The sequence below is a fragment of the Zunongwangia mangrovi genome, from assembly GCF_900112105.1.
Lineage (GTDB): Bacteria > Bacteroidota > Bacteroidia > Flavobacteriales > Flavobacteriaceae > Zunongwangia > Zunongwangia mangrovi.
Map to the genome: position 1 here is coordinate 504,172 of NZ_FOKV01000001.1, position 25,880 is coordinate 530,051.

General features: G+C 36.2%; 20 protein-coding genes and 1 tRNA gene. 8 read left to right on the forward strand and 13 right to left on the reverse strand.

Features of this window, described 5'->3' with window-relative positions:
* Positions 1 to 165 precede the first annotated feature (165 nt).
* From BM201_RS02305 to BM201_RS02315, 3 genes are all read right to left on the reverse strand, one after another.
* Complete coding sequence (locus BM201_RS02305) at positions 166 to 1,377, reverse strand: primase-helicase family protein (RefSeq protein ID WP_092539775.1); 1,212 nt, start codon at positions 1,375 to 1,377, stop codon at positions 166 to 168.
* 23 nt (positions 1,378 to 1,400) lie between these two features.
* A complete protein-coding gene (locus BM201_RS02310; protein ID WP_092539776.1) occupies positions 1,401 to 1,691 on the reverse strand; it encodes a helix-turn-helix transcriptional regulator in 291 nt (96 codons plus the stop codon).
* A 220-nt stretch (positions 1,692 to 1,911) separates the two neighbouring features.
* Entirely contained in the window at positions 1,912 to 2,586 is a 675-nt protein-coding gene (locus BM201_RS02315) for a hypothetical protein (RefSeq protein ID WP_092539777.1), read from the reverse strand.
* Positions 2,587 to 2,938: 352 nt separating this feature from the next.
* Between BM201_RS02315 and BM201_RS02320 the strand changes: the two genes are divergently transcribed.
* The 3 genes from BM201_RS02320 to BM201_RS02330 all read left to right on the forward strand — a co-directional run bounded on the left by BM201_RS02320 (position 2,939) and on the right by BM201_RS02330 (position 4,410).
* Positions 2,939 to 3,184, forward strand: coding sequence for a DUF6364 family protein (locus BM201_RS02320; protein WP_092539778.1), 246 nt, complete (start codon positions 2,939 to 2,941; stop codon positions 3,182 to 3,184).
* On the forward strand, positions 3,181 to 3,594 hold the full coding sequence (locus tag BM201_RS02325) for a type II toxin-antitoxin system VapC family toxin (protein WP_092539779.1): 414 nt from the start codon (positions 3,181 to 3,183) through the stop codon (positions 3,592 to 3,594). The genes BM201_RS02320 and BM201_RS02325 overlap by 4 nt, the downstream gene beginning before the upstream one ends.
* Positions 3,595 to 3,747: 153 nt before the next feature.
* Entirely contained in the window at positions 3,748 to 4,410 is a 663-nt protein-coding gene (locus BM201_RS02330; protein WP_092539780.1) for a hypothetical protein, read from the forward strand.
* A gap of 468 nt (positions 4,411 to 4,878) precedes the next feature.
* Here the strand turns inward: BM201_RS02330 and BM201_RS02335 are convergent.
* Positions 4,879 to 4,955 (reverse strand) — tRNA-Ile (locus tag BM201_RS02335).
* A gap of 212 nt (positions 4,956 to 5,167) precedes the next feature.
* Positions 5,168 to 5,569 (reverse strand): methylmalonyl-CoA epimerase, encoded by a 402-nt coding sequence (mce, locus tag BM201_RS02340; protein ID WP_092540588.1) that lies wholly within the window; start codon positions 5,567 to 5,569, stop codon positions 5,168 to 5,170.
* A gap of 150 nt (positions 5,570 to 5,719) precedes the next feature.
* Between mce and rbfA the strand changes: the two genes are divergently transcribed.
* Entirely contained in the window at positions 5,720 to 6,112 is a 393-nt protein-coding gene (gene rbfA / locus BM201_RS02345; protein WP_084842026.1) for a 30S ribosome-binding factor RbfA, read from the forward strand.
* Between the two features lies 1 nt (position 6,113).
* The gene (locus tag BM201_RS02350; RefSeq protein ID WP_092539781.1) at positions 6,114 to 7,310 is read left to right on the forward strand and encodes an ABC transporter permease; all 1,197 of its coding nucleotides are present in this window, start codon (positions 6,114 to 6,116) and stop codon (positions 7,308 to 7,310) included.
* 368 nt (positions 7,311 to 7,678) lie between these two features.
* Here BM201_RS02350 and dusB read toward each other — a convergent pair whose 3' ends face one another.
* The 4 genes from dusB to BM201_RS02370 all read right to left on the reverse strand — a co-directional run bounded on the left by dusB (position 7,679) and on the right by BM201_RS02370 (position 15,617).
* Positions 7,679 to 8,671: a tRNA dihydrouridine synthase DusB gene (gene dusB / locus BM201_RS02355; RefSeq protein ID WP_092539782.1), complete on the reverse strand. Its 993-nt coding sequence runs from the start codon at positions 8,669 to 8,671 to the stop codon at positions 7,679 to 7,681.
* A gap of 294 nt (positions 8,672 to 8,965) precedes the next feature.
* Positions 8,966 to 11,398 (reverse strand): outer membrane beta-barrel protein, encoded by a 2,433-nt coding sequence (locus tag BM201_RS02360; protein WP_092539783.1) that lies wholly within the window; start codon positions 11,396 to 11,398, stop codon positions 8,966 to 8,968.
* 141 nt (positions 11,399 to 11,539) lie between these two features.
* Entirely contained in the window at positions 11,540 to 14,488 is a 2,949-nt protein-coding gene (locus BM201_RS02365; protein ID WP_092539784.1) for a serine hydrolase domain-containing protein, read from the reverse strand.
* Positions 14,489 to 14,498: 10 nt separating this feature from the next.
* Positions 14,499 to 15,617 (reverse strand): acyltransferase family protein, encoded by a 1,119-nt coding sequence (locus tag BM201_RS02370; RefSeq protein WP_092539785.1) that lies wholly within the window; start codon positions 15,615 to 15,617, stop codon positions 14,499 to 14,501.
* A gap of 200 nt (positions 15,618 to 15,817) precedes the next feature.
* On the opposite strand from BM201_RS02370, the gene BM201_RS02375 reads away from it, so the two are divergent.
* The 3 genes from BM201_RS02375 to BM201_RS02385 are packed head-to-tail and all read left to right on the forward strand — an operon-like array spanning position 15,818 to position 20,010.
* Positions 15,818 to 17,089 (forward strand): ROK family transcriptional regulator, encoded by a 1,272-nt coding sequence (locus BM201_RS02375; protein ID WP_092539786.1) that lies wholly within the window; start codon positions 15,818 to 15,820, stop codon positions 17,087 to 17,089.
* An 11-nt stretch (positions 17,090 to 17,100) separates the two neighbouring features.
* Entirely contained in the window at positions 17,101 to 19,020 is a 1,920-nt protein-coding gene (gene nagB / locus BM201_RS02380; RefSeq protein WP_092539787.1) for a glucosamine-6-phosphate deaminase, read from the forward strand.
* A 45-nt stretch (positions 19,021 to 19,065) separates the two neighbouring features.
* Positions 19,066 to 20,010 carry an N-acetylmuramoyl-L-alanine amidase gene (locus BM201_RS02385; protein WP_092539788.1) on the forward strand — a complete coding sequence of 315 codons (945 nt, stop codon included), beginning with the start codon at positions 19,066 to 19,068 and terminating at the stop codon, positions 20,008 to 20,010.
* 331 nt (positions 20,011 to 20,341) lie between these two features.
* On the opposite strand, the gene BM201_RS02390 is transcribed toward BM201_RS02385, so the two are convergent.
* The 4 genes from BM201_RS02390 to BM201_RS02405 form a co-directional block, all read right to left on the reverse strand.
* On the reverse strand, positions 20,342 to 21,550 hold the full coding sequence (locus BM201_RS02390; protein ID WP_092539789.1) for a C40 family peptidase: 1,209 nt from the start codon (positions 21,548 to 21,550) through the stop codon (positions 20,342 to 20,344).
* 18 nt (positions 21,551 to 21,568) lie between these two features.
* Positions 21,569 to 22,588 carry a dipeptide epimerase gene (locus BM201_RS02395; protein WP_092539790.1) on the reverse strand — a complete coding sequence of 340 codons (1,020 nt, stop codon included), beginning with the start codon at positions 22,586 to 22,588 and terminating at the stop codon, positions 21,569 to 21,571.
* Between the two features lie 8 nt (positions 22,589 to 22,596).
* A complete protein-coding gene (locus BM201_RS02400) occupies positions 22,597 to 24,258 on the reverse strand; it encodes a glycoside hydrolase family 10-like protein (protein ID WP_092539791.1) in 1,662 nt (553 codons plus the stop codon).
* Between the two features lie 118 nt (positions 24,259 to 24,376).
* On the reverse strand, positions 24,377 to 25,879 hold the full coding sequence (locus BM201_RS02405) for a SusD/RagB family nutrient-binding outer membrane lipoprotein (RefSeq protein ID WP_092539792.1): 1,503 nt from the start codon (positions 25,877 to 25,879) through the stop codon (positions 24,377 to 24,379).
* Position 25,880: the final 1 nt, after the last annotated feature.

A 25,880-nucleotide genomic window follows, 5' to 3' on the forward strand; every position in this document is an offset into this window, starting at 1 on the left:
GAGAACCCCTCCTAAGCCCTTATAGACATTGAGCTGAAGCTGTCATCAAAAATTCATCAATTCATCATTTTTATTTTCAATAGCAGGCTTTTATTCATCACTTTTATTTTTGATGAACATTTGATGAATAAATGATGAACCCTAAAACCCCTATAAATACAGGGCTTAACCTTCCCCGTTCATCAATTCATCAAAATTCTCGGTCAGAAACGACCTTGAAATGTTAAAATAGCGGCCTTTTGCTTCCCGCTGCTCTATCGATCCATCCCCCCACCATACCAATCTTTGATAGCAAAGCGTATTCTTTTGATTCTCCAATTTCCAGGAATTCTTCAGCAACCTTCTTAGCTGGGTAAGATCCGTTTTAATCCGTGTCCGATTCAGTAGTTGTAATGCATCAATCGGGCAGAGTTGAATGTCATCGATATTGAAGTGATCCATACCCATAAGTAAAATGGTGGCCAGTTCTTTTTCTACCCGGTTACGATTATTGGCAAGCAATTTTTTTAAGGCTGGCGTTTTTAACTGGGAAGGATGAAACCACATCCTGGTGAGATGTTTGGAATGCAATTGACGGTGTTTTAAAAAATGAAGAAAGGCCGGAACTTCCCGGCTGAGATGATAGAGATAATCCGTTTCTTCAACCGTAATTTTAGGCACTTTAAGCACCCAGAACCGGGTTTCATTACCATCAATCTTGATAAAGTTATCCTCATTATTACTACATAGGATAAACTTTCCAAAAAACTCCACTTCCCGTTTATCCTTCCCTTTAGCCTCTAACTTATTAATGTTGGTGGTACTAAGGTATTTGATCCGCTCGGTCAGCTCCTCTTTATTGAAAAGCACTTCATCAATACAGATCAGAAGCTTATTCGCCCAATCCGCATTAAACTGACTACTAAAACTATCATTGGTCAGATAGGTCATGTTATTTTCAAAGATGCTTTTCAGCCATTTTAAAAAGGTACTTTTTCCGGTATTCCGCTCTTTCGAAACCAAACAAAGGATTGGTAAGGTTTGCACCGGTTTGGTATATAAAAGTTGCAGATAGTCCAATCCCAGTTCAAAATGCTCCCCAAAAATATGTTGGACAAAATTCAGACTAAAACCTAATTCGCCCTGTATAGGAATATTACTTAAGGGGGAATAGATATTATAAAAATCATGATAGACCGGTTTAAAATTCAGGTGATCGGGAATACAGGTAAACCCATCATATTTAGGAATTTTACTCAGGTATGATTTTCCATGATCCTGTCGAATGGTCTCTACACTCCAAGGGAGCAAAAGCTCATTGAAGTGCCCGGCAATGGTAGGTGCTTTGACTTTTTTATAATACGAAGTCCCTACCCTTAAATATGGTATACTCTTCATAGTAAATAAATTAAGTGAATAGGTTACTTCTTGTTTTTCAATAATGTTTTATTGAATTGCTCCTCGATATGTTGATCCGATAGATCAGGTTCCCCTAACAACCAGGCATCAATCTTATCCCTATCAAAAAACTTTTGTCGAATATTAGGATTGCTTCCCATTGGGATAAGCTGAAGGTGGGTAAGTTTATATATTTTACTTTTGGAAAGCCCGGTATAAACAGATAGGTCTTCAACATTCATAACTTTCTTCTTATGGGATAACAGTACTTTAATTTCCTGTAGTAAATCCACCACTTTTTCTTGCTCTTTCATAAGTATTTACTTTAAAATTAAAACTGCATAAGAGGCCTCTTATAATTTTAGCTAAAGCAAACTTAAGAAAGCAAATACCTGTAAATCAATACCATAATTTAAACCAATAAGATATTATTCATTAATTATGCTATAAACTAACGGTCAGATGAAAAAAGAAGAAAAAAGTAAGGCTTATAGGTATATGATCTGGAAAAATTAAGAATATTAGGATTGAATTTCAGTCTTTCCGTAGCACCTGTTTAATTAATTTTCGTTGATTTCGGGAGTTTATTTTTTCCTGATCCCCTTTCCAGGCCGAAAAGCTGGTTTTCAATGTGGAGGCTTTAAGCGGAGCATTATTCATTAAAAACGATTCCATAAGTAAGTCAAAAAAGTATTGTTTACGTTCACCAGCAAGATCCTGAATCCCTCCTACCAATAGTTCATCAAAAAGAACAAAGAGAATCTTATGATTGGCCGAATCTCCACTTTTATTTCCCATAGTAAAGTTGATTCTTTGATTGACCCGTTTCCCTTTCATAAGCCTTATGAATTCCTTTTGAGAAGCTTTATCCAACTGAATAAGATCAAAACGAATACGGCTTTTATTGATGGGTTCGATCTTAAAGTTATGATGTCCTTTAGTAAGATGCCTATTAGACTCATAGTAAATAGCTAACCCCACAAGAATAACAAGCATGATACCTGCTAAAACTGCAATAATGATAAGAATCTGGGCGATGTTTGGAAAACCTAGAATCAGGCTGAAGCTTAGCAGAAATAAAACAAAGATGGACAGAAGAAAAAGAATTGAATTGGTAGAATTAGCCTGAACTTTCTCTTCCAGAAAATAGTTGAATCCAGACCTCAATTGAGCCAATGCCTTTGCTGAGATCTGAATGAACTTCTCCATGTATCAATTCTTTTGTCTTATTAAATATAACCAAAAGAAAACTAATGGATGAATTCGTAATAGATCATTGTTTATTAATGAACATCCTAATTAAATAAAGTTATAGTAATAAGTAAATCCAGCTCCTGAACTACTGGCAAATATTTACAATAACTTTTTCCTTATTGCAGAAAAAGACGCTTTTTTACAATAGTGTTCTTCTAATTGCAAGAAACACGCATATTTTAGCTGAAAAAAATGGAATAAAAGACTTTTTAAATAGAGGTATAACAAGTCAGATTTAAGGAAAAAACATCCAAAACCAAATCAATTACGTGGTAATTTTTTATATTTGCACGTAAAACATTTTGCAATGGATAAAAAACTCACATTAAGTTTAAATGAAAAAATCATTGAGACTGCTAAGCATTACGCAAAATCTAATAATATTAGTCTATCAAAATTAATAGAGTCTTATTTAGGCACTTTAACTAAAAAAGAAAGAACTGAAAATGAAATCACACCTTTGGTAAAAAGTTTGAGTGGTGTTATTTCTATTGATAAAGATTTAGATGTTACGGATGAATATACTCAATATTTAATTGAAAAATATAAATGACAAAAATATTGATCGACACAAACATCGTAATCGATTTACTTTCTAAAAGAAAAGATTTTTATGATGATGCAGCAACTTTATTTTCACAAGCGGACAAAAAACAGTTAAATCTTACAATTTCAGCTCTAACTTTTGCCAATACGAATTACATTCTGACAAAATTAAAATCTGCTAAAGAAGCAAGAGAAATTCTGAGAAAATTTAAAGTTCTTGTAGAATTATTAAGCTTAGATGATAAAATAACTGAGCTTGCTTTAAGTGATGAAACTTTTCCAGATTTTGAAGATGGTCTTCAATATTATTCCGCAATCGAAAATGATATTGATATTATCATTACAAGAAATAAAAAAGACTTTAAAAATTCAAAATTACCTGTTTTAACAGCAAAAGAATTTTTGGCAAGGAAATAATGCCAGTGGCTAACAACGCGTGTGGTCAATTGGGTCTAAGTACTTAATCGATATTCGATGTTTTTAGCTATATTTTTTTAAGCAGACAGAACCTGGCTAATAAACCCGCAACTGGCCTACTCAAAACCATTTCCACAAATTTGAGAAAAAACAATGATTGACAAATTAATTGAGAAAACTAATTCATTTGAATTCTATCACAATGGACAGTTTAATTTGACTAAACTAAAAGGTCAAATCGGACCTTTTAATAAAATGGAATTTAATTTCATCGTGGAAGAACGAGACGACTTCGGAAAGATTAAAGAAGCTGACCATTGGAGATTAATTGCTCATAATACGATTAAATTTAGAGGATTATTTTCAGAACAGTATTTACCTTATATCAAGTTAAAGATTTTAAATGAGCATCCTTTACTCTGGACATTTCACAAAAATGAATTGGAATGTGAATTAATAGGTTATCCTCAAAATCCAAGTGAATTCATCGGAGATTTATTCTTTGCTTACGAACAAAAAGCTGGAAATTGGATAGAATTAAACAGACATTTTTTTAGCATTAAAGAATATTATCAACAAAACGGGAAAATGAACCTCGGAATTACGGCACCTTTAGCTGAACCGATAAGACAAGTTTGTGAAAAGCACGGAATTGAATTCAATGTAGAAAATGTAATCAAAGATTATGGCAAAGGTAATGCGTACCGACCAGATGCAAAACTGCTGATTTTTGGGAATGAAGATGTAAGTCCTCACGATTTTAATCTGAGACAACCTTACATAATTGCAGATGAATTCATTGCAAATAAAAAATAAAAACGTGTAGCATTAACGTGTATAATTAATAGCTAGTTCTCGCCTACTTACGAAAATCCGCGAGTTTTTTCTATTTTACCTATTCAACTCTTCCCTTTAACAATAGATCCCGATTGCCGGATAATTGGGGTAATGCTAACTAAATTGTACAGTTCACAATCGAGTGGATGGTTCCGCCAAATAAAGTAGTGCCGCTCACAGTACAGTACCTAAAGGTCTCAAAAACGTCAACTCATCATCCATCTTTTCAATCGCTCTTTACAATAAGTTAAACTATTTTATATTTTAAGCAATAGGCTATGCACTTTCTAGGAAATCGGTCACCCATTGATTACCACTCCCCCTCGATTTAATTTTAAAAATAAGTATATCTATTTATAGGTGTATAATACTTAGTAATATGTTGTACATATGTTGTACCCAAGAAGAAATAAAAAAGCCTTACATCTCTGTAAGGCTTGGTTTTACTGGTGGTCCCACATGGGCTCGAACCATGGACCCCTTGATTATGAGTCAAGTGCTCTAACCAGCTGAGCTATAGGACCAGTCCACAAAATTAATTATGGGTGCGCAAATTTAGATAAATCCCAGTTATACGCCAAACATTTTTTTAAATTAGTCTACTATCAATATTTAATATTTTGATAATAAATAATCTAGACACAAAATCTAGCATCTGCTTAGTAATGTTTTATGAGTAATACCATTAGTTCAATATCATTGACTTTTACAATGTCATTAAATATTTCAGCAAAGTTTACCTAATTTCCTGGCAAAGTTCAATTAAAACTCCATTGGCTTCCTTAGGATGCATAAATACTACCAACTTATTATCTGCTCCCGTTTTTGGCTGCTCATTTAAAAGCTGAAAACCTTCATTTTTAAGCCGTTTTATTTCAGCTTCAATATCATCTACCGCAAAAGCAATATGATGCATCCCTTCTCCCCTTTTCAGAATCGATTTTGCAATAGCACTATCTTCGCTGGTTGCCGCTAATAACTCAATCTTACTTTCTCCAATTTCAAAAAAAGAAGTATTCACACCTTCGCTTACTACTGCTTCTTTTTTATAATGAGGTTTTCCCATCACCGCCGCATAGATTTTGTTAGCTTCTTCAAGATCATTCACGGCAATACCTATATGTTCTATCTTTTTCATTTCAGAATTATTTAAAACCGATACTAATTTTTGTAAAATACCCCAAGGCAATAAAAATTTAATCTCGATTATCGAGCAAAGATCACACTAAAATAATTATTCTTATCTTCAATAAATATACAGCTAAGTTTAAAGTACTATTTTTGCAACATGGAAACAAACAGACAGAAAAAAATAGGAGGCGTTTTGCAGAAAGATCTGGCAGAAATCTTAAATAATAATTTAAGAGATGCCGGGATAAATGGAATTTTAATTTCTGTTTCTAAAGTTAAAGTAACTACAGATCTTAGCATTGCCAAAGCTTATCTAAGCGTTTTTCCGCAGAAACATGCCAACGAAATTCTAAGTGAGTTAAACGAAATAAAGTCGAAGATCAAACATCAAATGGCTTTACGTACCAAAAATCAGCTACGTAAAATGCCCGATCTTAGCTTTTTTATCGACGACTCTCTAGAATATATCGAGAATATTGAAAAATCGATGAAAGGCGACGAAGATCCAATCAATAATCCAGATCTTTTAGAACGTAGGAAAAAGTCATAACTTGAAGTTCCCTTTATACATCGCCAAACGCTACCTGTTTTCTAAAAGCAGTAATAATGCGATTAATATTATCACTATAATCGCTGCTATTGGCGTTTTTGCCGGGGCTTTTTCTTTATTTATTGTGCTTTCGGGATTCTCTGGCCTGCGCGAGTTTAGTCTTGCATTTGCTAATGAGTTTGATCCCGACTTAAAAGTGATTCCGAAAACGGGTAAAACCATTAATTTTTCTGAAAAATTAGATGAAGATTTTGCGAATATCGACGGAATTGCAAGCTACAGCAAGACTATCGAAGAACGTGTTTTCTTAGAATACGAAGAAAAAACAGCCTGGGCTTTTATAAAAGGAGTAGACGAACGCTACCAGCAGGTTACGCAAATCGATAGCTCTGTAGATGGCACATGGTTTACATCTTCAGAACCTCAGGTAGTAATTGGAGCTGATATTTCAAGAAAACTAAATCCCGGACTTTTTAATTATAACCGCTTAATGCGATTATTGGTTCCAAAACCGGGAAAGGGACAGATTACCAATCCTGCCGATGCTTTTAACCAGAAAAGCGTTGTGGTTAGTGGTATTTATAACATCAATTCAGATCTAAATGATAAATATGTTTTCTCTAATATTGGTTTTGCGCAAAGCCTTTTAGATTTAGATGAAAACACCTTTAGCGCTGTAGAAATAAAATTATCTGCGGAGGCTGACGAAGAATCCGTAAAGGAAACAATACTGAAGTCCTTCGACAATTCAGTTGAAATTAGAACTCGAGCACAACTGAATGATGTACTTTACAAAATGCTAAATACTGAAAATCTTGCCGTTTACCTGATTTTCACTCTAGTTTTAATTATTGCATTATTCAACGTAGTGGGATCAATCATTATGGTAATTCTGGATAAAAAGGATAATATCAAAACCTTGCAGAGTTTAGGCGCGACACCAAAACAGATCAAAAATATTTTTTTTACCCAGGGAATGTTAATGTGTACCATTGGTGGGGGAATCGGACTTCTATTTGCCATTATCCTCATTTATCTACAAATGCAATTCGACCTGGTAATGATCACACCTAGTTTAGCTTATCCCGTTACGATCGAAATTAGCAATATTCTCACCGTAATTTTAACCATAGGAATTCTAGGACTACTGGCCTCTTTCCTTGCCGCTGGAAGAAGTAAAAAAGCACTGGAAGAGTAATTTCAGTGATTCAGTAAACAGTATCAGTAGGCAGTTTTTGGAAGCTGTTAGTTATAAGCGATCAACTTTTAGTAAAAAATTACTCTCAAAATTATATAATCTTGATTCTTTCTTTTTAAGTCTATTTTCTATGCTCTATATTTTAAACTCTCACATCTAACAGTATAAGCGATCTAGGTTCTAACTTCATTACACTTCTCGATACAATTTTAGTTCCGTTATCACTTCACTAAAATCACTCGAAGTGACACCTTGTTAATTCACAATTCAAAATATGCCAATAAAAATAAATCCTACTTCTCCAGTGCAATATCTAAACTCTAGAATCTAAAATCTCACAGCCAAGCGATCTTATTTCTAAATACTAATTAGACAAACTCGTAGCCGGCGAAATCTCTTTCTACCTCATCAAAAGCTTTAAAAACATCAGCTGCATCATCGCTGGTGACCATTTTCATGCGATATTCTTTAAAATGCGGAATACCTTTAAAATAATTGGTATAATGTCTTCGGGTTTCAAAAACACCCAGCTTCTCACCTTTCCAATCGATCGACATCTGTAAATGTCTTCTCGCAGCTTCAACACGCTCTTGCAACGTTGGTGGCGCTAAATGTTCTCCTGTTTTAAAATAATGCTTTACTTCTCTAAAAAACCACGGATTCCCGATACTTGCACGACCGATCATCGCGCCGTCTAAACCGTATTCATCACGCATTTCTACGGCTCTTTCAGGAGTGTCTACATCTCCATTTCCAAAAACTGGAATATGCATTCGGGGATTATTCTTTACTTCAGCAATCGGCCTCCAATCGGCTTCGCCTTTGTACATCTGCGCTCTGGTTCTTCCGTGGATAGAAATCGCTTTACAACCAACATCCTGCAAACGCTCGGCAACCTCAAGGATTTTTATCGAATCGTGATCCCAACCTAAACGGGTTTTTACAGTTACAGGGAGTTTAGTGTGTTTTACCATAGCTTCTGTTAGGGAAACCATGAGATCTATATCTTTTAAAATACCGGCACCGGCACCTTTTGAAACTACTTTTTTAACCGGGCAACCAAAGTTAATATCAATAATATCCGGGCCAGATTTTTCTACAATTTCAACAGATTCGAGCATCGATTCTAGATTTGCACCAAAGATCTGAATGCCTACCGGACGTTCTTTTTCGTAAATATCCAGTTTCATCACACTTTTTGCTGCATCTCTAATCAAACCTTCTGAAGAGATAAACTCGGTATACACCACATCTGCGCCCTGTTCTTTACATAAGGCTCTAAATGGTGGATCACTCACATCTTCCATTGGTGCTAAAAGCAATGGAAACTCTCCTACATCTATATCTCCTATTTTTGCCACGTTCTTTTGTTTTTTAGAAAGTGCAAAATTAATAAATAAGATTGAAGAATTTAAAATTCAGGTAAACTACCTTTTTTCAAGTGCTTAGAGTTCTTTCTGAATTGACTTTAAATGATGAGAAATTACAAAAAATAGAATGAGAACAACATATTGCGCTATGATTACTTCAGCAAAAACAGAGTCTAAAATTCGATAATTTCAGTATAAATTTTTTAAATCTTTTAGCTGAAAAAAATCCGATTATTAAAACCAAGAATCACTTCCGCAGAAAAAGAATCACAGTTCAATAAGGCATTAATCTAAGACATTTCTTTCCTGAAGCCTGGTTTCCTCATCAGCATTAATCGCTCGGCTATTATCGTTTAACCTGAAATTCCCAAAATTGTATCGAATACCAAAAGTGATTCTTCGCGTTTCAGAAATCGCATAAAATCCGTTATCCTGATTTAAATACTGGCTTTGCAGCGGAATATTCATGGTTCTAAAAAGATCTTCAGCATTTATAGAAACTGAGATCTTATTGTTCATAAAAGTTTTACGTAGCCCTAGATCCAATCCAAATTGCGGGTCTTGATATTTGTAGCTTCCGGCTAAAATATTGGGTAAAAAATAGGTGTTTACATTCCCACTAAATGTCCCGTCGCTACCAAAATAAAAGTAGTTTCCTACGTTAACAAACGTGCTAAACGTATCGATTTTGTAAGTTTCTGGGGCACTTTCTCTGGCATAAATCTGGTTTTCCATATAGAATCCAGATGCGTACGCATACAGGTAATACCAATCGGTCACAAAATTAGCATAAGTAATATCTAAACTGAATTGCTGAGTGTAATCTAAATTGTCGTTTAGCGTTCTTAATATCTGATTTTGGTTATCCTGAAATGCTAAAACCGAAGGCGAATTATCTACCCTGTCCCAATACAAATCAAAAAACAATACTCCTTTATGCGAATAATTTAAAGATATCTTATTCGCGATACCCGGCACTAAAGAAGGATTTCCTTCTTTTACATTATTCTCGTTAATGTAATATTGAAACGGATTTAAACTCTGAAATCTTGGTCGCTCGATCCTTCTGCTATATTCTAAACTGATTGAATTCTCTTCGCCAAGACTTCGCATTGCATAAAAAGTTGGGAATAACTGAAAATAATCCTGATCGTTTACTAGTCCGTTTTGAGTAGAAATCCCGGTAATATCTGTATATTCTCCTCGTAAACCAGCTTTTAAACTCCATTTCTCCCAATCTTTAGACGTACTAAAATAGGCTGCATAAATATTCTCGTCGTAATCTAAAGCATCTGAAAGATCATCTACCTGATCTAATAAACTATCATAAAAATCAAGACCACTATTAGAAGTAATTCCAGAATATTTGATTCCGGTTTCTAATGGCAAACTTCCCATATTTGTGGTAATATCTACTTGCCCGGTATAGATATCTGAGTTTTGAAAACCCTGAGTTAAAATGGCATTATTTCTAATTCCACCACCATCGCCATTAAAATAAGAAGTATTTAGATCCTGATCCTGATTTTCATCAAATCGAATGTAATTGGCTTGTGCCGATAAAGTAGTTCCGTTTTCGCCTAAACTTGTAGCGTAATCGGCATTAAAAAGCATATTCTTGCCTTCATTTTCCAAACGGCTATCGGTAGTAAAAAATGATACTAAACCTTCTGAAGGATCATAAATATCTGTTCTTCCGCGAAGATCTGAGTCATTTTTTGGAGTGAAATTCAAGTTAGCGCTTAGGCTTAAACTACTTTTTTCTGAAAGTGTAAAATCCAGGATCGTGTTTAAACTGTGTGCATAATTTTTAGTATCACGTTCAAAATCACCAAGCCATGTAGAATTTTCTGAGCCATCCTGCTCAAAATAAGTCACATTACTTTCGTCGTTCTTATAAATATTGTTGGCATTAAAATTATAACTCGCAAAAGCATTTACGTTATTGGTTTTATAATACTGGCTAGTTCCTAAACTATATTTTGGTAAAACTGCGATCGTATTCGAGGCATTTACACTTCCTTTATATCCTATCGACGGATTTTTAGACATTACGATATTTAAGATCGCACCACTACCTTCAGCTTCATATCTTGCAGGCGGAGTTGTAATCACCTCTACAGATTTTACATTTTCACCACTTAAACCAGATAGTAACTGCTCTAACTCGGCCGTAGATAAATAAACTTTTCGATCGTTAATATAAACTGTTGCAGGACGATTTTTAACTAATAATTCGCCCTGACTAACAATTACGCCTGGAGTTCGCTTTAAGATCTCAAAAGTGTTTAAACTTGAAATTACCGAGTTTTCGACATTAAAAGAAATTCGGTCTATTTTTCGCTCAATCTTAGGTTTCCTGGCTCTTACGGTTACTTCGTCTAAATTATTACTGGATTCTTTTAAAACGATTGTACCAAGATTGGTATTATCTTCAACTTCTACTCGTTTTAAATAATCTGAAAAACCTAAAAAACTAATTTTTAATACATAAGCATCGCGCTCTAAATCTTCAAAACGAAAACTCCCATCGTCTTCAGAAATAACTCCTTTTACTACAGAAACAGAGTCTTTTGCATTAAGTAAAATTACATTTGCAAAACTAACCGGATCGCTGTTTTCATCTATAATCTCTCCTGTAAGCTCACTTTGAGAAAATGCACGGTTAGAGATAAATAAACCAATCGCTAAAAGAGGCAGTAGTTGTAAATGTTTCATTCGGTGTAGTTAGCTTAGCATGGCAAATATATAGTTTTGAATAGAAAAGAGTAATCATTTACAAATAACTTTCCCTAAAAATTTAGGCTTAAAATTCCCAAATACTACCTGGAAATGAACAAATACCCTAAAAATTCTATCCTAATTATCAATAGAATCATATAAAACCTGCTGAATTTGCGTTCGCGTATTTAAACTATAAAGTCTTTGATTATCTCTGGTTGGCAATACCCTGTTCGACAAGAACACAAAAAGCAGCTCTTTGGCCGGATCCATCCAAACCATTGTTCCGGTAAAACCGGTATGTCCAAAACTAGCTGCACTGGCATCTTTGGCGGTATTATTTCCCGGGCCGGTATATTCTAAATTTGGCTTATCGAAAGCTATTGCGCGGCGATTATTATTTTCTGGAAATTGTGTTTTGGTCCATTCCTTAAAAGTAGTTTCTTCAATATATCGCTCGCCTCCATATTCGCCCATATTCAAATACATTTGCATTAGTTTTGCCAGGTCGTTTGCGTTAGAAAACAATCCTGCATTAGCTGAAACGCCGTCCATCATAATGGCTCCTTCATCGTGAACACTGCCGTGAATTGGTTCGTGTCTAAAATTAAAATCACTTTCAGTAGGAACAATTCTGGAAATGTCGAATTCTTCTGTTGGGCGATATCCCAAAGTTGTCGCCCCTAATTTTGAGTAGAAATTTTCATTTAAATAGGTTCTGTAATCTTCATTACTCAAATTCTCTACGATCTGCGGAAGCAAATAAAAAGCAAGCCCCGAATATTTATATTCAGCTTTTTCTTCTAGCGGAGACTTTTTTATCGCTTTATAAATCTTCTTTTTGTAATTGCGATGCAGCCACATATCGTCGCTAATCTTTACTGGAAATCTTGCTGAAGAATCCTTTTTAAAGGTATTCCATTTATAACTTCCGTTTTTTCTTAAGGTATTTTGCCAAAAAGCAATCCAGGGTTTAAAACGTGCCTGGTGCGCAAAAATTTGTCGAAAAGAAACATCAGCTTTATTAGAATTTTTGAAGTAGGGCAAATAATCGTCGATCCCATCTTCTAAACTGAATTTACCTTCGTCATGCAATTTCATTAAGGCAGGTAAAGCTGAAGAAATTTTAGTTACCGAAGCCAGGTCGAAAAGATCTGAAGCTTTTGTTTTTACCGTATCACTGTATTTGTGTAAACCATAGGCTTTTTGAAAAACAACTTTTTCATCCTTTGCGATCAAAACCACTCCGCCTGGAATCGCTTTAAGATCCATTGCCTGCTGCATTAAAGAATCGATCCCATTTTGTAGAAAATCGGCATTCATTCCTGCATCTTCTGGTGCGGTGTACGAAAACCGAATCTTTTCTGAAGTTTCTACGCCATCGCCAGCCTTAAATTTATCGCCAACGCTTACCGGAAGTTTTCCATCCGCTTTAAATCCACCAAAAATGAGTTGCGCTGCCTTTTGTTGCGATAATTCAGAGTCCTGATACGCTTCAATTAATACTGAAGCTTCTTCAATATTGTCGATTTTATTCAGCGTATACGGATTTTTAAAAACGCTGAAAATAGTATGCTCATTTTGTGCAATTTCAGCAATAAATTTTAAAACCGCATTTGAATACTGAATGCTGTTTCTAGGATATTTACTGTGATCGTGTAAACCGGCAATCACTACATTATAATTCTTTAATTTTTCTTTTACTGCGGAAATCTGACTCGCACTGGCTTCATTTTTAAGCTGAAAATGGTCGATTTTGGTATACCAGCCTAAATTTTCCTGAAAAGTGGTTTTCTTTTCGGCCCCGATTGAAATACTCGCAATTTTTAAGGTATCCAATCTTCGAAGCGGAATCATTTCCTGCTCATTTTTTAAAACCGTAAGCGATTTTTCAACCAGTTTCTGCTGAATATATTTCGCGTAAGAATTATTCAATTCTTTATCGATATTCGCTGTTTTAAGCGCCTCATATTTATGTAAACCTACCCATTGTTTTACCGCCAGCACTTTTCGGCATTTTTCATCTATATCTTTTTGAGAGATCACACCCTGGTTTATTGCTTTTCTAACTTCAGCAATAGCTTTTGGAACATCTTCTGTAAACTCTAAAAGATCGTTCCCGGCAATGATCGCTTTTTTATCCACAACGCCAGGTTCATTTCCGGTAGTTACGCCTTTCATGTTCATGGCATCGGTTACGATCAAACCTTTAAAACCAAGCTTCTCTTTTAAGATTCCGCTAATGATCTTTTTAGATAAAGTTGAAGGAACGCCGCTACTATCCAGCGCCGGAATATTTAAATGCGCCACCATCACACCACCAATCCCAGCATCGATCAATTTCTTAAAAGGATACATCTCTAAACTATCCAATCTTGAAAATGGATGGTTTATTTGTGGTAAAGCTTTATGCGAATCGGTATCGGTATCGCCATGCCCGGGAAAATGTTTGGCGGTGGTCAGGATCTTTTGATCCTGCATCCCTTTCATATAAGCGATTCCTTTTTTGGCTACTTTTTCTTTATCCTCTCCAAAACTTCGGTAATTGATCACCGGATTATTGGGATTGTTGTTTACATCTACCACGGGAGCAAAATTCATGTGTAGGCCAGTTCGTTTAATTTGGCGCGCTACTTCTTCTCCCATTTTATATAATAAGGTGTCATCCTGAATCGCACCTAGAGCCATTTGATAAGGGAAACTAATCGTATTATCCAAACGCATTCCCAATCCCCACTCGGCATCAATTGCTCCAAGAAGCGGAACTTCAGAAACCAATTGGTAATCGTTCATTAACTGCACCTGTTTTTTTGCAGTTCCCTGAAAGAAAATGAGTCCGCCGATCTTTTGCTCTTTGATCAACTTTAAAATTTCTTCTTTATGTTTCGAATCTCGATTAGAATAAGCTGCTACCATAATAAGTTGGGCTATTCTTTCATTGGGAGATAACTTCTGCATTACAGAATCTACCCATGTACTATTGGTATATTCTAAAAATTCGGGTTGCTGTTGTGCATAAGAACTGAATTGAATTCCGCAGCAAACAATGGTGGTTAGAAATAATTTCTTAAGAGAAAATAATCGCATTGGGTTAGGTTTAAACTTTGATATAAATTTTCTTTTTATCTAAAATATAGGCAATAAGCCACATGAACACTAAAAATAATAACGCATATAAAAATGATGCATTATAAGGAGATAACCAGCTTAGAAATAAATTTTGATAAATCCAGCCCTTTAAAGAGGTATCGCCAATAAATATAAGCCCCATTGTTAGTACTACAACTCCGGAGAGTACAAAAATGAATAGTGGATTTTTACCAAAAGGTTCAAAAAATCGTGACCAGGATTTAAAATTCGCAATTTCTAAAATCGCGATGAGTGCACTAAGAATAATTAGATCCCAGCCGGTACTTAAGATCACATAGGTACTGGTCCAGATAGGTTTATTAATAGGTAAATATAAATCCCAGGCAAGTGCAAGAGCGATCATCGCCAAACCGCCAAGAATGAACTGAACTACCAGTTTTTTCTTATTCGCACTTTGCTGAATAAAAGCGCCTGCCAGATAACCAAAAATTACATTCACCACTGCCGGAAGACAGCTAAGTAAACCTTCAGGATCAAACGGAATTCCGTAACCGTGATAAACATTTTCCTCGTTAAATATTAGCTGGTCGAATTTTAAAGCGGCATTTGCTTCTAGGCTGTAAGGATCGCTTCCGCCATAAAACAGTAATAAAAACCAATAGAATAACAGGATAAAAATCGATATAACAACGAGCCATTTTTTCTTCAGGAATCGAATGGCAATTGATGCTAGTAAATAGCAGATGGCTATTCGCTGTAAAACACCCATGATCCGGATATCCAGAATATTCTTCAGAATAAATTCTCCTTCTACGCGGCGAACAAAAGGATAATAAGTAAGTCCCAAACCAATTAAAAAGATAAGCGCTGCTCTTTTAAACGTTTTCGTAAAGAATTTTGTGTTACTCCATGTATTGATCTTTTTAAAACTAAAACTCATTGCATTTCCTACCACAAATAAAAAGGTAGGAAAAACGAGATCTGTTAATGTAAACCCATGCCAGGCTGCATGTTTAAAGGGAGCATAAATCGTAGCCCAGCTTCCTGGATTATTAACCAAAATCATAAGGGCAACCGTCATTCCGCGTAGAATGTCCAGTGATAAATAGCGAGAGGGAGAAGCCATATATTAAAATAAAATAAATCTTTTTTATCTTCTTAAATGTACAAAATTTAATTAAATAAAAAATCTTCACTAAAATTTTACATTAAGTCTTTTGTAAACTAAATTTTTTATATACTTTTATTTTTCAGAAATTTAGTTCTTTGCAATAAGAATTAAATTTTTAACGAAAGGCGAAAAAGCCTTGCATTTTTCCGACATGTATGAGTCTAAATTTACAGGATTTTCTAATAGAAGATGCTCAACTAGAAGAAATGAGCAATGTTGAGCGTAAAAAGGTACATCAAAAGACACGAATTATAAAGCATATGTTTCTTAATGGTGATACCTCTAATGCTGAAATTTGTACAAAATTTGGTATTAGTCTTCCTACCTCTATGGCACTTATCAACCAGTTACTGGACGATGGTATCGTAATTAAAAAAGGACGTGGAAAATCTGAAGGTGGCCGTAAACCCGATCTTTATGGTTTAAAAGAGCATTCCTTTTTTGTACTAAGTATTCATATAGAACGCTTCAAGATAAAACTGGCACTTATAGATAATAATCACAGTATCGTAAAAGAAGAAATTCTGGAAACACAGATTTCTACCAACTCCAATATCGTAGATCTTTTATATGATTTTTCTCAGGAGTTCTTTGAAGCTTCAGAAGTAGATCATAAAAAGATCATGGGCGTAGGCATTAGTATGCCTGGTCTTGTGTCTTCAGAAGAAGGAAAAAACTTTACCTACTATTTAACCGAACAGGATCCTGCATCATTACGAGACAAATTCGAAGAACGATTTAAAAAACCGGTAGCCATCTTAAATGATGCAAAAAGTGCTTCTTTGGCCGAGTTTCATTTTGGCCTAGCAAAAGAGAAACAAAATGTACTGGTGATCTCTATGGATTGGGGTGTTGGACTGGGAATTATTATGGGTGGAAAAATCCACTCTGGAGTTTCTGGTTTTGCCGGTGAGTTTGGACATATCCCAATGGTAGAAGATGGTATGCTTTGTCACTGCGGAAAAAGAGGTTGTTTAGAAACCGAAGCTTCTGGACTGGCTTTAGTGAGAAAAGTAAAAGAAGGACTTAAAAATGGACAAACCTCTATTTTAAATAGTCTTACTCCTGAAGATCTTGAAAAATTAGAACCAGATACCATTATTGAAGCGGCCAACAAAGGCGATCAATTCGCGATAAACTCACTTTCTGAAATAGGAATTAGCCTTGGTAAAGGTATCGCGATCTTAATACAGATCTTTAATCCAGAACTTATTGTGTTGGAAGGAAAGATCGCCAAAGCAAAACAATTTATTACCACCCCAATTCAGCAATCCATGAATATTTATTGCATGATGCAGCTGAAGGAAAAAACAAATATAGAATTATCGAATCTTGGCAATAACTCTAGTCTTTATGGCGGCACCATCGCTGTAATGGACAGTATTTTCAAGAATCAAATTACAATGATTAAGTCACATTTAAGTTAAAATAGATACTCATGGCCAGATTAAATCTCTTAGAAGAAACACGTTTTGAGAAGCTCCCTGTAAAAGTTTACAAAGACGAAAATTCAGCTTCTGTAAAAGTTGCAAAGCGTATCGCTAAGATTATCAAAAAAAGACAGGAAAAAGGAAAAAATGCTGTTTTAGGTCTAGCAACCGGAGCTACTCCTGTAAAAGTTTATGAAGAACTAATACGTCTTCATAAAGAAGAAGGTCTTAGCTTTAAGAACGTTATTACCTTTAATCTGGACGAATATTATCCAATGCAGCCAGATGAAAACCAGAGCTACGTTAAGTTCATGGACGAAAATCTGTTTAACCATGTGGATATTCCAAGAGAAAATATTAACATCCCAGATGGGACGCTTGCCAAAGAAGATATTGCAGATTTCTGCCTTAAATACGAAGAGAAAATTACTGAAGTTGGAGGTTTAGATCTTCAGGTGCTTGGTATTGGTAGAACAGGACATATTGGTTTTAACGAACCTGGTTCTGCTCCTAACAGTGGTACACGTTTAGTTACTTTAGATGATCTTACAAGACGTGATGCTTCCCGTGATTTTGGTGGAAAAGAAAATGTTCCTACCAAAGCTATTACCATGGGAATTGGTACCATCTTTAAAGCTCGAGAAATCATTTTAATGGCCTGGAGTAAAAAGAAAGCTCCAATCATTAAAAAAGCGGTTGAAGGTGAAATCTCTGGAAGCGTACCAGCAACTTATCTTCAATTAAACGATCATGTAGAGTTTATTTTGGATGAAGATGCAGCTTCAGAATTAACAAGATTCGACACTCCATGGTTAGTAAAAGATTGTAGCTGGGATAAAGACCAAATTAAGAAAGCCGTAATCTGGTTATCTAACGAGGTTAACAAGCCAATTTTAAAGTTAACCGACGAAGATTACAACAGCCACGGTATGGCGCAGCTGGCTACAGAAAAAGGGCCTGCTTACAACATTAATATCGACGTATTTAATCAATTACAGCATACGATTACCGGTTGGCCTGGTGGAAAACCAAACGCAGATGATACGCAGCGTCCAGAACGTGCAGAACCTGCTAAAAAACGTTCGATCATCTTTAGTCCGCACCCAGATGATGATGTAATTTCTATGGGAGGTACTTTTATTAGATTGGTAGACCAGGGACATGATGTACACGTGGCTTATCAAACTTCTGGAAATACCGCAGTTTGGGATACCGATGTATTACGTTATGTTGAATTTGCGATCGATTTTAATAGAAGTATTGGTGAAGATACCAGCAAACTAGAAGAGATCTACGATAACTTCAATAAGTTTATTACTGAAAAGCGTCCAAATGATATAGATCTTCGCGAGATCATGGACGTAAAAGGTTTTATTAGAAAAACTGAAGCGATCGCTGGTGCTCGTTATGCAGGCTTAGTAGATGATAATATTCATTTTATGGCTTTACCATTCTACGAAACTGGTAAAAAAGTAAAAAGCCCTGTGACTGAAGAAGACGTGAAAATTACGATGGAATTACTTCAAAAAGTAAAACCTCATCAAATCTTTGCTGCTGGTGATTTTGCAGATCCGCATGGTACTCATATTGTATGTTTCAATATAATTATTGAAGCGATGAAACGTCTTCGCGAAACCGAAGAATGGACAAAAGACTGTTGGTTATGGATGTATCGCGGTGCATGGCAAGAATTTGATATCCATGATATCGAAATGGCGGTACCACTTTCTCCACAAGAAGTGGCTAGAAAACGTGAAGCGATCTTTAAACACCAATCACAAAAAGACACTCCGGTATTCCCTGGTGACGACGAACGTGAATTCTGGGTACGTGCTGAAGAAAGAAACAGCGAAACCGCAATGTCTTACCATAATTTAGGACTTGCAAATTACGAGGCGATAGAAGCCTTTGTTCGTTGGAAATTCTAGTACAGTTTTAACCAAGATTCCGTATTTTGGTAACAAACTGTTACGATGACATATTTTAGAAAAATTTTGATTTTAGGAGGTTTGGGTTTGATGATCTCATGTTCTTCAAACCCTTACCGAACTACCAACAAAGTATATAAAAAGAAGGCGAAAGCCTATGCAAAAGAACTTAGTAGATTCCCACTAGAGGAAACCCAGACTGATTCCGCACTCAATTTTGGTGAGTACCCTGTGGGAACTACTAATTTTAATCTTCGACGCCCAAACTTTGTAGTGATCCATCATACCGCCCAGGATTCTACAATTCAAACCTTAAATACATTTACCATCCCACGAACTTCTGTAAGTTCACACTATGTTATTGGTGATGATGGCGAGGTTTTTCATATGCTGAATAATTATTATCGTGCCTGGCACGGTGGTATTGGCCAGTGGGGACACACTACAGATCTTAACTCCTCTTCTATTGGGATCGAACTCGACAATAACGGTAAAGAAGTCTTTTCTGAAGCTCAAATTTCAAGTCTGCTAGATGTTTTAAAACAATTAAAAGAGGATTATAAGATCCCTGCGGAAAACTTTATAGGACATCTGGATATTGCTCCCGGAAGAAAAGTAGATCCAAGTGCCGATTTCCCATGGAAACGCTTAGCTGAAGAAGACTACGGAATTTGGTATGATGAAGATCGCATCGAAAACATTCAATTTGAGCATGAATTTTTCACAGAAAATCCGTTGAAAATCGATAATATCCATCCTGTTTTTAAACAACGAATTGCCTTCCTGGACAGATATTTATTTCCCAACCTAATCCCGGACGATTTTAATATCGCAGAAGCACTAAGAATCATAGGTTACAATATCGACGATCTAGATGCTGCGATCAAAAGCTTTCAAATTCATTTCCTTCAGGAAAAAGAGAACGTAGACGGTATTTTAAATGCTGACGAGATCAAAATTCTGTATAATTTATACCGAAAATCGCTTTAATTAGAAGTTAGATGTTAGAACGCGCTCGCTGTGAGATGTGAGATGTGAGATGTGAGAAAATTTTTATTTTGAATGCTAAATTTCGAATGTTGAATAAAACATATTGTCACTTCGAGTGATTTTAGTGAAGTGATAACGGAACTAAAATTGTATCGAGAAGTGGATTTAAGTTAGAATTTAGATCCCTTACGCTATTAGAATATAGAGTCTAGAAAATAGACACCAAAATCAGGAGTCAAAATTATACAATCTCAGCATCAATTTTCGCTGAAAACTGACCACTAACAAATAAAAACTGTTCACTGTAAACTGTGAACAGTCAACTAAAAATCTACTCCGTAAAAATATCCTGTTCTTTTAAATACTGTAATCCTTTGTCTTTTTCGTTTAGGATTCGTTTAGATCGCAGATAACGATTATAGTTGTATTCATCGAAATCTTCAGCGGTGGTGTCCATCGTGCTTATGTGCACATCGCCCATTGAATGAATAAATTTCTGATCGCCAATCCACATTCCAACATGAACAACTCGCTCTTTGGTAGAATCTGTAGCTGGTCTTCCGAAGAATAATAAATCTCCGGCAACAAGATTTTCAAAGTTCCTAGTAGAATCCACTAAAACTCCTGTATGTACTTGTTGTGAAGCATCACGCGGAATCACCATTCCGTTTAAAAAGTAAACTGTTTTGGTAAAACCACTACAATCTACTCCTTTTGGCGAAGTTCCTCCCCATAAATATGGCAATCCCATTAATTTTTCACCCGTCGAAATAAGCGATTCTCCGTCTACTTCTAAATCGGCTAACCAGGTTTTATAAGGTTTCGCATCAGATTTTGGAACAAAAGCCGTTCGGCCATCGGGATAAGAAATCTCGTAGAAATTTCCGTTTTCAGCAGTAAATTCTAAAATATCTCCGGCAACAAGATCTGAAACCACCTCAGCATCATTTTTAGCCGATTTTAGCGATTTTCCGTAGGGATTTAAATAGATCAGCTTTTCTTTAGATTTCCAGGCAGCAAACGCTTCTTTGGTCATATTCTGAATACCACCGTAATCTACCCAGGCCAGGTAACCATCTGGCGACTGAATATAATACCAGCTTCCCTCCTTTTTATACACTTTCACCGGCATTCCCAAAGTAGCTTGTGTTACCAACTGGGAAGCATGGCGCGGTTCCTCACGAAGATTCGCTACAGAAATTTTGATCACTCCCATCGTTTGATCTTCTAAACCTTCAGCATCTGGTAAAGTTTCGATATTCGACGTAAATTTTATTCCTTTTTGATTGAGTGTTTTTTCTAAATCTTCAGCAGCTTCAGGCATATTGGTTTCGCCTTCGATCGTAAACCCATCAGCATTTTTTTCAGCTTCAAAATCGAATAACGCCACTCTGCCATCAGGTGCATAAACATTTTCTAAACTATCGATAATAACTTGCGCTACGTTCTTTTCTTCGGAAGTTGTTTCCGGTTTTTCATTACAGCTTACCAAAACCGCAGTTAAAGCCAATGTCCAAAAACTATATTTTTTTATCTTCATTTTTACTGAATTTCAATCTTATTCAAATTTAAACAATTTTACACCGGTACCATTTTCCGTAGGATAAATCACTTTTTCTGAAGTAATCTTGACTCCGGTTGAAGTATCATTCTTCAACAATAAAGCACCGTCCATATCTACAAAATCGAGCATAGGAGCAAGTTGCGCAATTGCAGAAATCCCAACGGTCGATTCGGTCATACAACCCACCATCGTTTTTAAACCAAGAGATTTTGCTTTTGCAATCATTCGTAATGCCGGGGTAATTCCGCCACACTTGGTGAGTTTTATATTTACACCATGAAAACGTTCGGCACACTTTTCAACATCGCTTTCTACGATACAACTTTCGTCGGCGATTATTGGTAATGCTGAATTTTCATAAAGCATTTTTTGACCATCAAGATCATCTACCGGAAGTGGCTGCTCTAAAAATTCAACATTTAATTCTTTCAAAATATGGCTATTTTCGATCGCTTGTTTTGCGTTCCACGCTACATTTGCATCGATTCTAAAAACCGATTTTGTATGTTTTCGAAGCTCTTTTATAATTTCGATATCATGATCTGTTCCTAACTTGATCTTATACAATGGCCACGGAAAATCCTTAATCTTACGAATCATTTCTTCGGTTGAAGCAATTCCTATCGTATAACTGGTTTGTGGCGCTTCAGAAGGATCCAAATTCCACAATTTATAGAGCGGTTTTTGCTTTCTTTTTCCGTAGAGATCGTGCAAGGCCATATCTAAAGCACAAAGTGCGAAAGTTTCGGCCTTTAATTCAGGATAAAGCTTTTCCCAAATAACTTCGGGAAGTTCTTCGATATGATTTTCGACGATTTTCTCGACTTTTTTCAGCGACTCAATCATCCCTTCTACCCTTACCCCATAATACGAAGTTGCGGCTGCTTCGCCAAAACCGGTAAAACCATTATGAGATACAGAAACCACCAAACTTGGCTGCACATCACGCGAAGCATGACTAATCCTAAAGGTGTCCTTTAACTGCAGTTGATATTGGTGATATTCGATCTTCATTTTATAATTTATTCCAGAATAATTTCTTTAAAATCACTTTGATTCCCGGTGCGATCTACCGCTGTAATACCGATTTTCGATAATTTCACCTTCTTTTCTCCCACCAGGTAAGAAAGCGTGGTTTTAAGTTCTGAAAGCTGATCGTTATTCAGGATCTTAAAGTCCCATTTACTGCCTTCGTACTGAAAATATAACACCCATCTAAAAACATCATTTTCATCGGGATGTTGCCAGGAAATCCGCAGTGTATTTCCATCAAGATTGGTTAAAACTTCAGGCGATTTTGGCGCTTTGTTATCCATCCACGGGCTTGGTGGCACCAAAGCTGGTTTTCTGAAATAGTTTTCAGCTAAAGCTTTTTCAGCTTCTTTGTTATTCATCAACGCCTTAAGATTCCACAATACCGCTCCAGGATCTTTAGCTAACATTCCGCGAGTGATCAGGATCTGATTGAACAACTCGTTTTCGTAACCTTCTTCTTCGATCAAACCGGCATTAATTCCTGGCCAAACATGTCGGTTTTTAGTATTTTCTTCTTCCCACCAGTTTAATAAAACCGGAAAACTCTGCGGAGTTTGGTCGGTCTTCCAGTACAACTGTGGCGTTAGATAATCTACCCAGCCTTCGTTTAGCCATTTTTTAGCATCGGCGTACAACTTTTCGTATTGATCGTAACCGGCGATAGATTGCGGATAACCGGGACGCCAGATCCCAAACGGACTAATACCAAATTTTACAAAATCCTTCTCTTTTTTAACCAATTTCGCCACACGTTCGATAAAATCATCTACGTTTTTACGACGCCAGTCTCCCCTGCTCAATTTTCCACCTTCAGCTTTATAGGCATTCCAGCTTTGATCGTCTGGGAAATCTTTCCCGCCATTATAAGAATCGTAAGGATAAAAATAATCGTCGAAATGAATTCCGTCTATATCATAACGTTTAACCAAATCTTCGACAACCGTTGCCGTACGATCCTGAACATCTTTGCGAGCAGGATCCATCCAGTACATTCCGTTTTGTAGCTTTACTACCATCTCTGGATTTTCTTTCACTACGGAAGCTTCGCTAATTTCGCCACCTGTGGTATGATAAGCACGATATGGATTTAACCATACATGCAATTCCATACCGCGTTTATGTGCTTCGTTAATCCAAAAAGTTAGCGGATCGTAAAAAGGTTGCGGTGCTTTTCCCTGCTGCCCGGTGATGTAATACGACCAGGATTCGATATCACTTTGATACAACGCATCGGCTTGCGGACGCACCTGAAAGATCACTGCATTGTAGTTATGATTCGCTAAAAAATCTAACAATTTTATGGCTTCACTTTGTTGCTGAGCGGTTGGTAAACCAGAGCGTGAAGGCCAGTTGATATTGGCTACAGTTGCAATCCATGCCGCTCGAAATTCGGCTACATCGATTGGTGGTTCACTCTTTATAATTTCTTCTTCTACCTCAACTTCTTTTGGTAATTCTTCTGGGCTAACCTCAGCAGGTATTGTGGTGTCAACTTCAGTTTCATTATCGGCTTCAGGAATTTGCGTTTCTACAACTTCCGGCTGATTTTCTGGCGCTGAAGTTTGCACCGTTTGCTGTGATTTACAGGAGAAAAGGAGCAAAACACTCCAAATAAATAAACTACTTCTTAACAGGTAGGGTCTTTTCATTATTGAATGCTGACGCATAATTAGTGGTTAAGTTCAATTAGCCAGTTCTAATTATAGAATAAAGCTTGCTCAAAATTAATTAATCTCGAACAAGCTTTATAAATCTAACCTGAAAAATTTATTCTTCGGTATCCCACCAAACTGGTGTCGTTAATCGTATTGCAGGATCATTATTTGGCATATTTTCGTAATTACGATCTTCTTCATTGTACTCGTACATCATTGCTCTTAACCAATCATCTTCGCCAGGGAAGATACTAACGTTCACATTTTCCGGACGTTCTAAACCTGGATAAATGTCATCACTATAATCCACCCTTCTAAAATCTACCCAAGTTTCTGGGTTTAGCATATTTGCAATATATTTTTGAACAAAGATCTGAGATAAGTCAAAACTTTCCTGACCAATTTCTTCATCGATTGTAGACATATATGCTGAAATTTCTTCAGAAGAAATATTTAATTTTTCCAGATCTGCCTCTACACCCTCCAAATAAGCAGAATATGCACCTGCTACATCACCGCTTCGATATCTAGCTTCAGCTTCAATGAATTTTACTTCAGAAAAAGTCATCATAAAAGTAGGTGAATCTGGCGAGGTATAGAATCCGCCATATCCAATAGAATAGTTATCTGCTTCTTCTGCATCTACTCCTGCTCCCGTTGGCACACCCTGATAGCCTCCGTTAACAGCCTCTGGAACAATTACTGATAACCGGGGATCTTCGAAATCTTCTTCAATGTTCAATGGATCCTGCAAAAGTTCTACAAAAAATTCAGAAAAATAATCGAATCTGGTAGAGCCATAACCACTAACACTAAATGGCTGATTATCGTTACTGGCTTCTCCTCCACCGTATTCAATAAGCGCATTATCTTCATTAGAAACAAACCCATTTTCTGCAGCTGTAATAACGGCTTGTGGATCGTAAGCATGTTCTCCAGAAGATTTTTTAGTAAGATGATTCAAATATCTAGCTTTAATAGAGTTTGCAAAACGTCTCCATTGTGCTAAATCGCCATGATATAAAATATCTCCACCTTCATTGTCCAGGCCTAATTCACTCTCCATATCTAGCTCCAGTAAAGCCTCATCTAATAATTGAAAAATTCTTTCGTAAACTTCTTCCTGAGTAGAAAACTCTGGCTCTAATTCTATCGTTTGTTCTGGATCATAGCTATCGTCCATAACTATAGAACCATATTGATCTGTGGCCATTCCAAAAAGATAAGCTCTAAGTATCTTTCCTACTGCAGTATAATGTGGTGAATTGTACTCTTCACCTAAATAAATTAGATCTGCCGTATTTGGCAATGCATAAACATATACATTTTGCCACAAAAAATAATTACCTGTAGTCAAAAAAGTATTCCAGGATTCTGAATAATATGCTGCCGTATTTTGAGAACCATATTGCACGACTCCCAGTACTTCTCTAACTCCTCTATATTGCGCAGTTGCAACAGTGTTTTCTATAGCTCCTTCAATTCTATATTGTGGGGCCAACCCTGTATTGGTAGGTTGAGTTACTGAACTGTTCACATCAAAATAATCATCGCTACATGAAAACGATGTTACCAATGCAGAAACAGCAAATATATAGTTATAAATCTTTTTCATA

What these genes read in the sequence shown, in the direction of transcription:
- BM201_RS02405 (WP_092539792.1), bottom strand. Translation starts at nt 25,879, where the DNA reads ATGAAAAAGATTTATAACTATATATTTGCTGTTTCTGCATTGGTAACA.
- BM201_RS02305 (WP_092539775.1), bottom strand. Translation starts at nt 1,377, where the DNA reads ATGAAGAGTATACCATATTTAAGGGTAGGGACTTCGTATTATAAAAAA.
- BM201_RS02360 (WP_092539783.1), bottom strand. Translation starts at nt 11,398, where the DNA reads ATGAAACATTTACAACTACTGCCTCTTTTAGCGATTGGTTTATTTATC.
- BM201_RS02400 (WP_092539791.1), bottom strand. Translation starts at nt 24,258, where the DNA reads ATGAAAAGACCCTACCTGTTAAGAAGTAGTTTATTTATTTGGAGTGTT.
- BM201_RS02395 (WP_092539790.1), bottom strand. Translation starts at nt 22,588, where the DNA reads ATGAAGATCGAATATCACCAATATCAACTGCAGTTAAAGGACACCTTT.
- BM201_RS02330 (WP_092539780.1), top strand. Translation starts at nt 3,748, where the DNA reads ATGATTGACAAATTAATTGAGAAAACTAATTCATTTGAATTCTATCAC.
- rbfA (WP_084842026.1), top strand. Translation starts at nt 5,720, where the DNA reads ATGGAAACAAACAGACAGAAAAAAATAGGAGGCGTTTTGCAGAAAGAT.
- mce (WP_092540588.1), bottom strand. Translation starts at nt 5,569, where the DNA reads ATGAAAAAGATAGAACATATAGGTATTGCCGTGAATGATCTTGAAGAA.
- BM201_RS02315 (WP_092539777.1), bottom strand. Translation starts at nt 2,586, where the DNA reads ATGGAGAAGTTCATTCAGATCTCAGCAAAGGCATTGGCTCAATTGAGG.
- BM201_RS02390 (WP_092539789.1), bottom strand. Translation starts at nt 21,550, where the DNA reads ATGAAGATAAAAAAATATAGTTTTTGGACATTGGCTTTAACTGCGGTT.
- BM201_RS02385 (WP_092539788.1), top strand. Translation starts at nt 19,066, where the DNA reads ATGACATATTTTAGAAAAATTTTGATTTTAGGAGGTTTGGGTTTGATG.
- BM201_RS02320 (WP_092539778.1), top strand. Translation starts at nt 2,939, where the DNA reads ATGGATAAAAAACTCACATTAAGTTTAAATGAAAAAATCATTGAGACT.
- BM201_RS02365 (WP_092539784.1), bottom strand. Translation starts at nt 14,488, where the DNA reads ATGCGATTATTTTCTCTTAAGAAATTATTTCTAACCACCATTGTTTGC.
- BM201_RS02375 (WP_092539786.1), top strand. Translation starts at nt 15,818, where the DNA reads ATGAGTCTAAATTTACAGGATTTTCTAATAGAAGATGCTCAACTAGAA.
- BM201_RS02325 (WP_092539779.1), top strand. Translation starts at nt 3,181, where the DNA reads ATGACAAAAATATTGATCGACACAAACATCGTAATCGATTTACTTTCT.
- nagB (WP_092539787.1), top strand. Translation starts at nt 17,101, where the DNA reads ATGGCCAGATTAAATCTCTTAGAAGAAACACGTTTTGAGAAGCTCCCT.
- BM201_RS02310 (WP_092539776.1), bottom strand. Translation starts at nt 1,691, where the DNA reads ATGAAAGAGCAAGAAAAAGTGGTGGATTTACTACAGGAAATTAAAGTA.
- BM201_RS02370 (WP_092539785.1), bottom strand. Translation starts at nt 15,617, where the DNA reads ATGGCTTCTCCCTCTCGCTATTTATCACTGGACATTCTACGCGGAATG.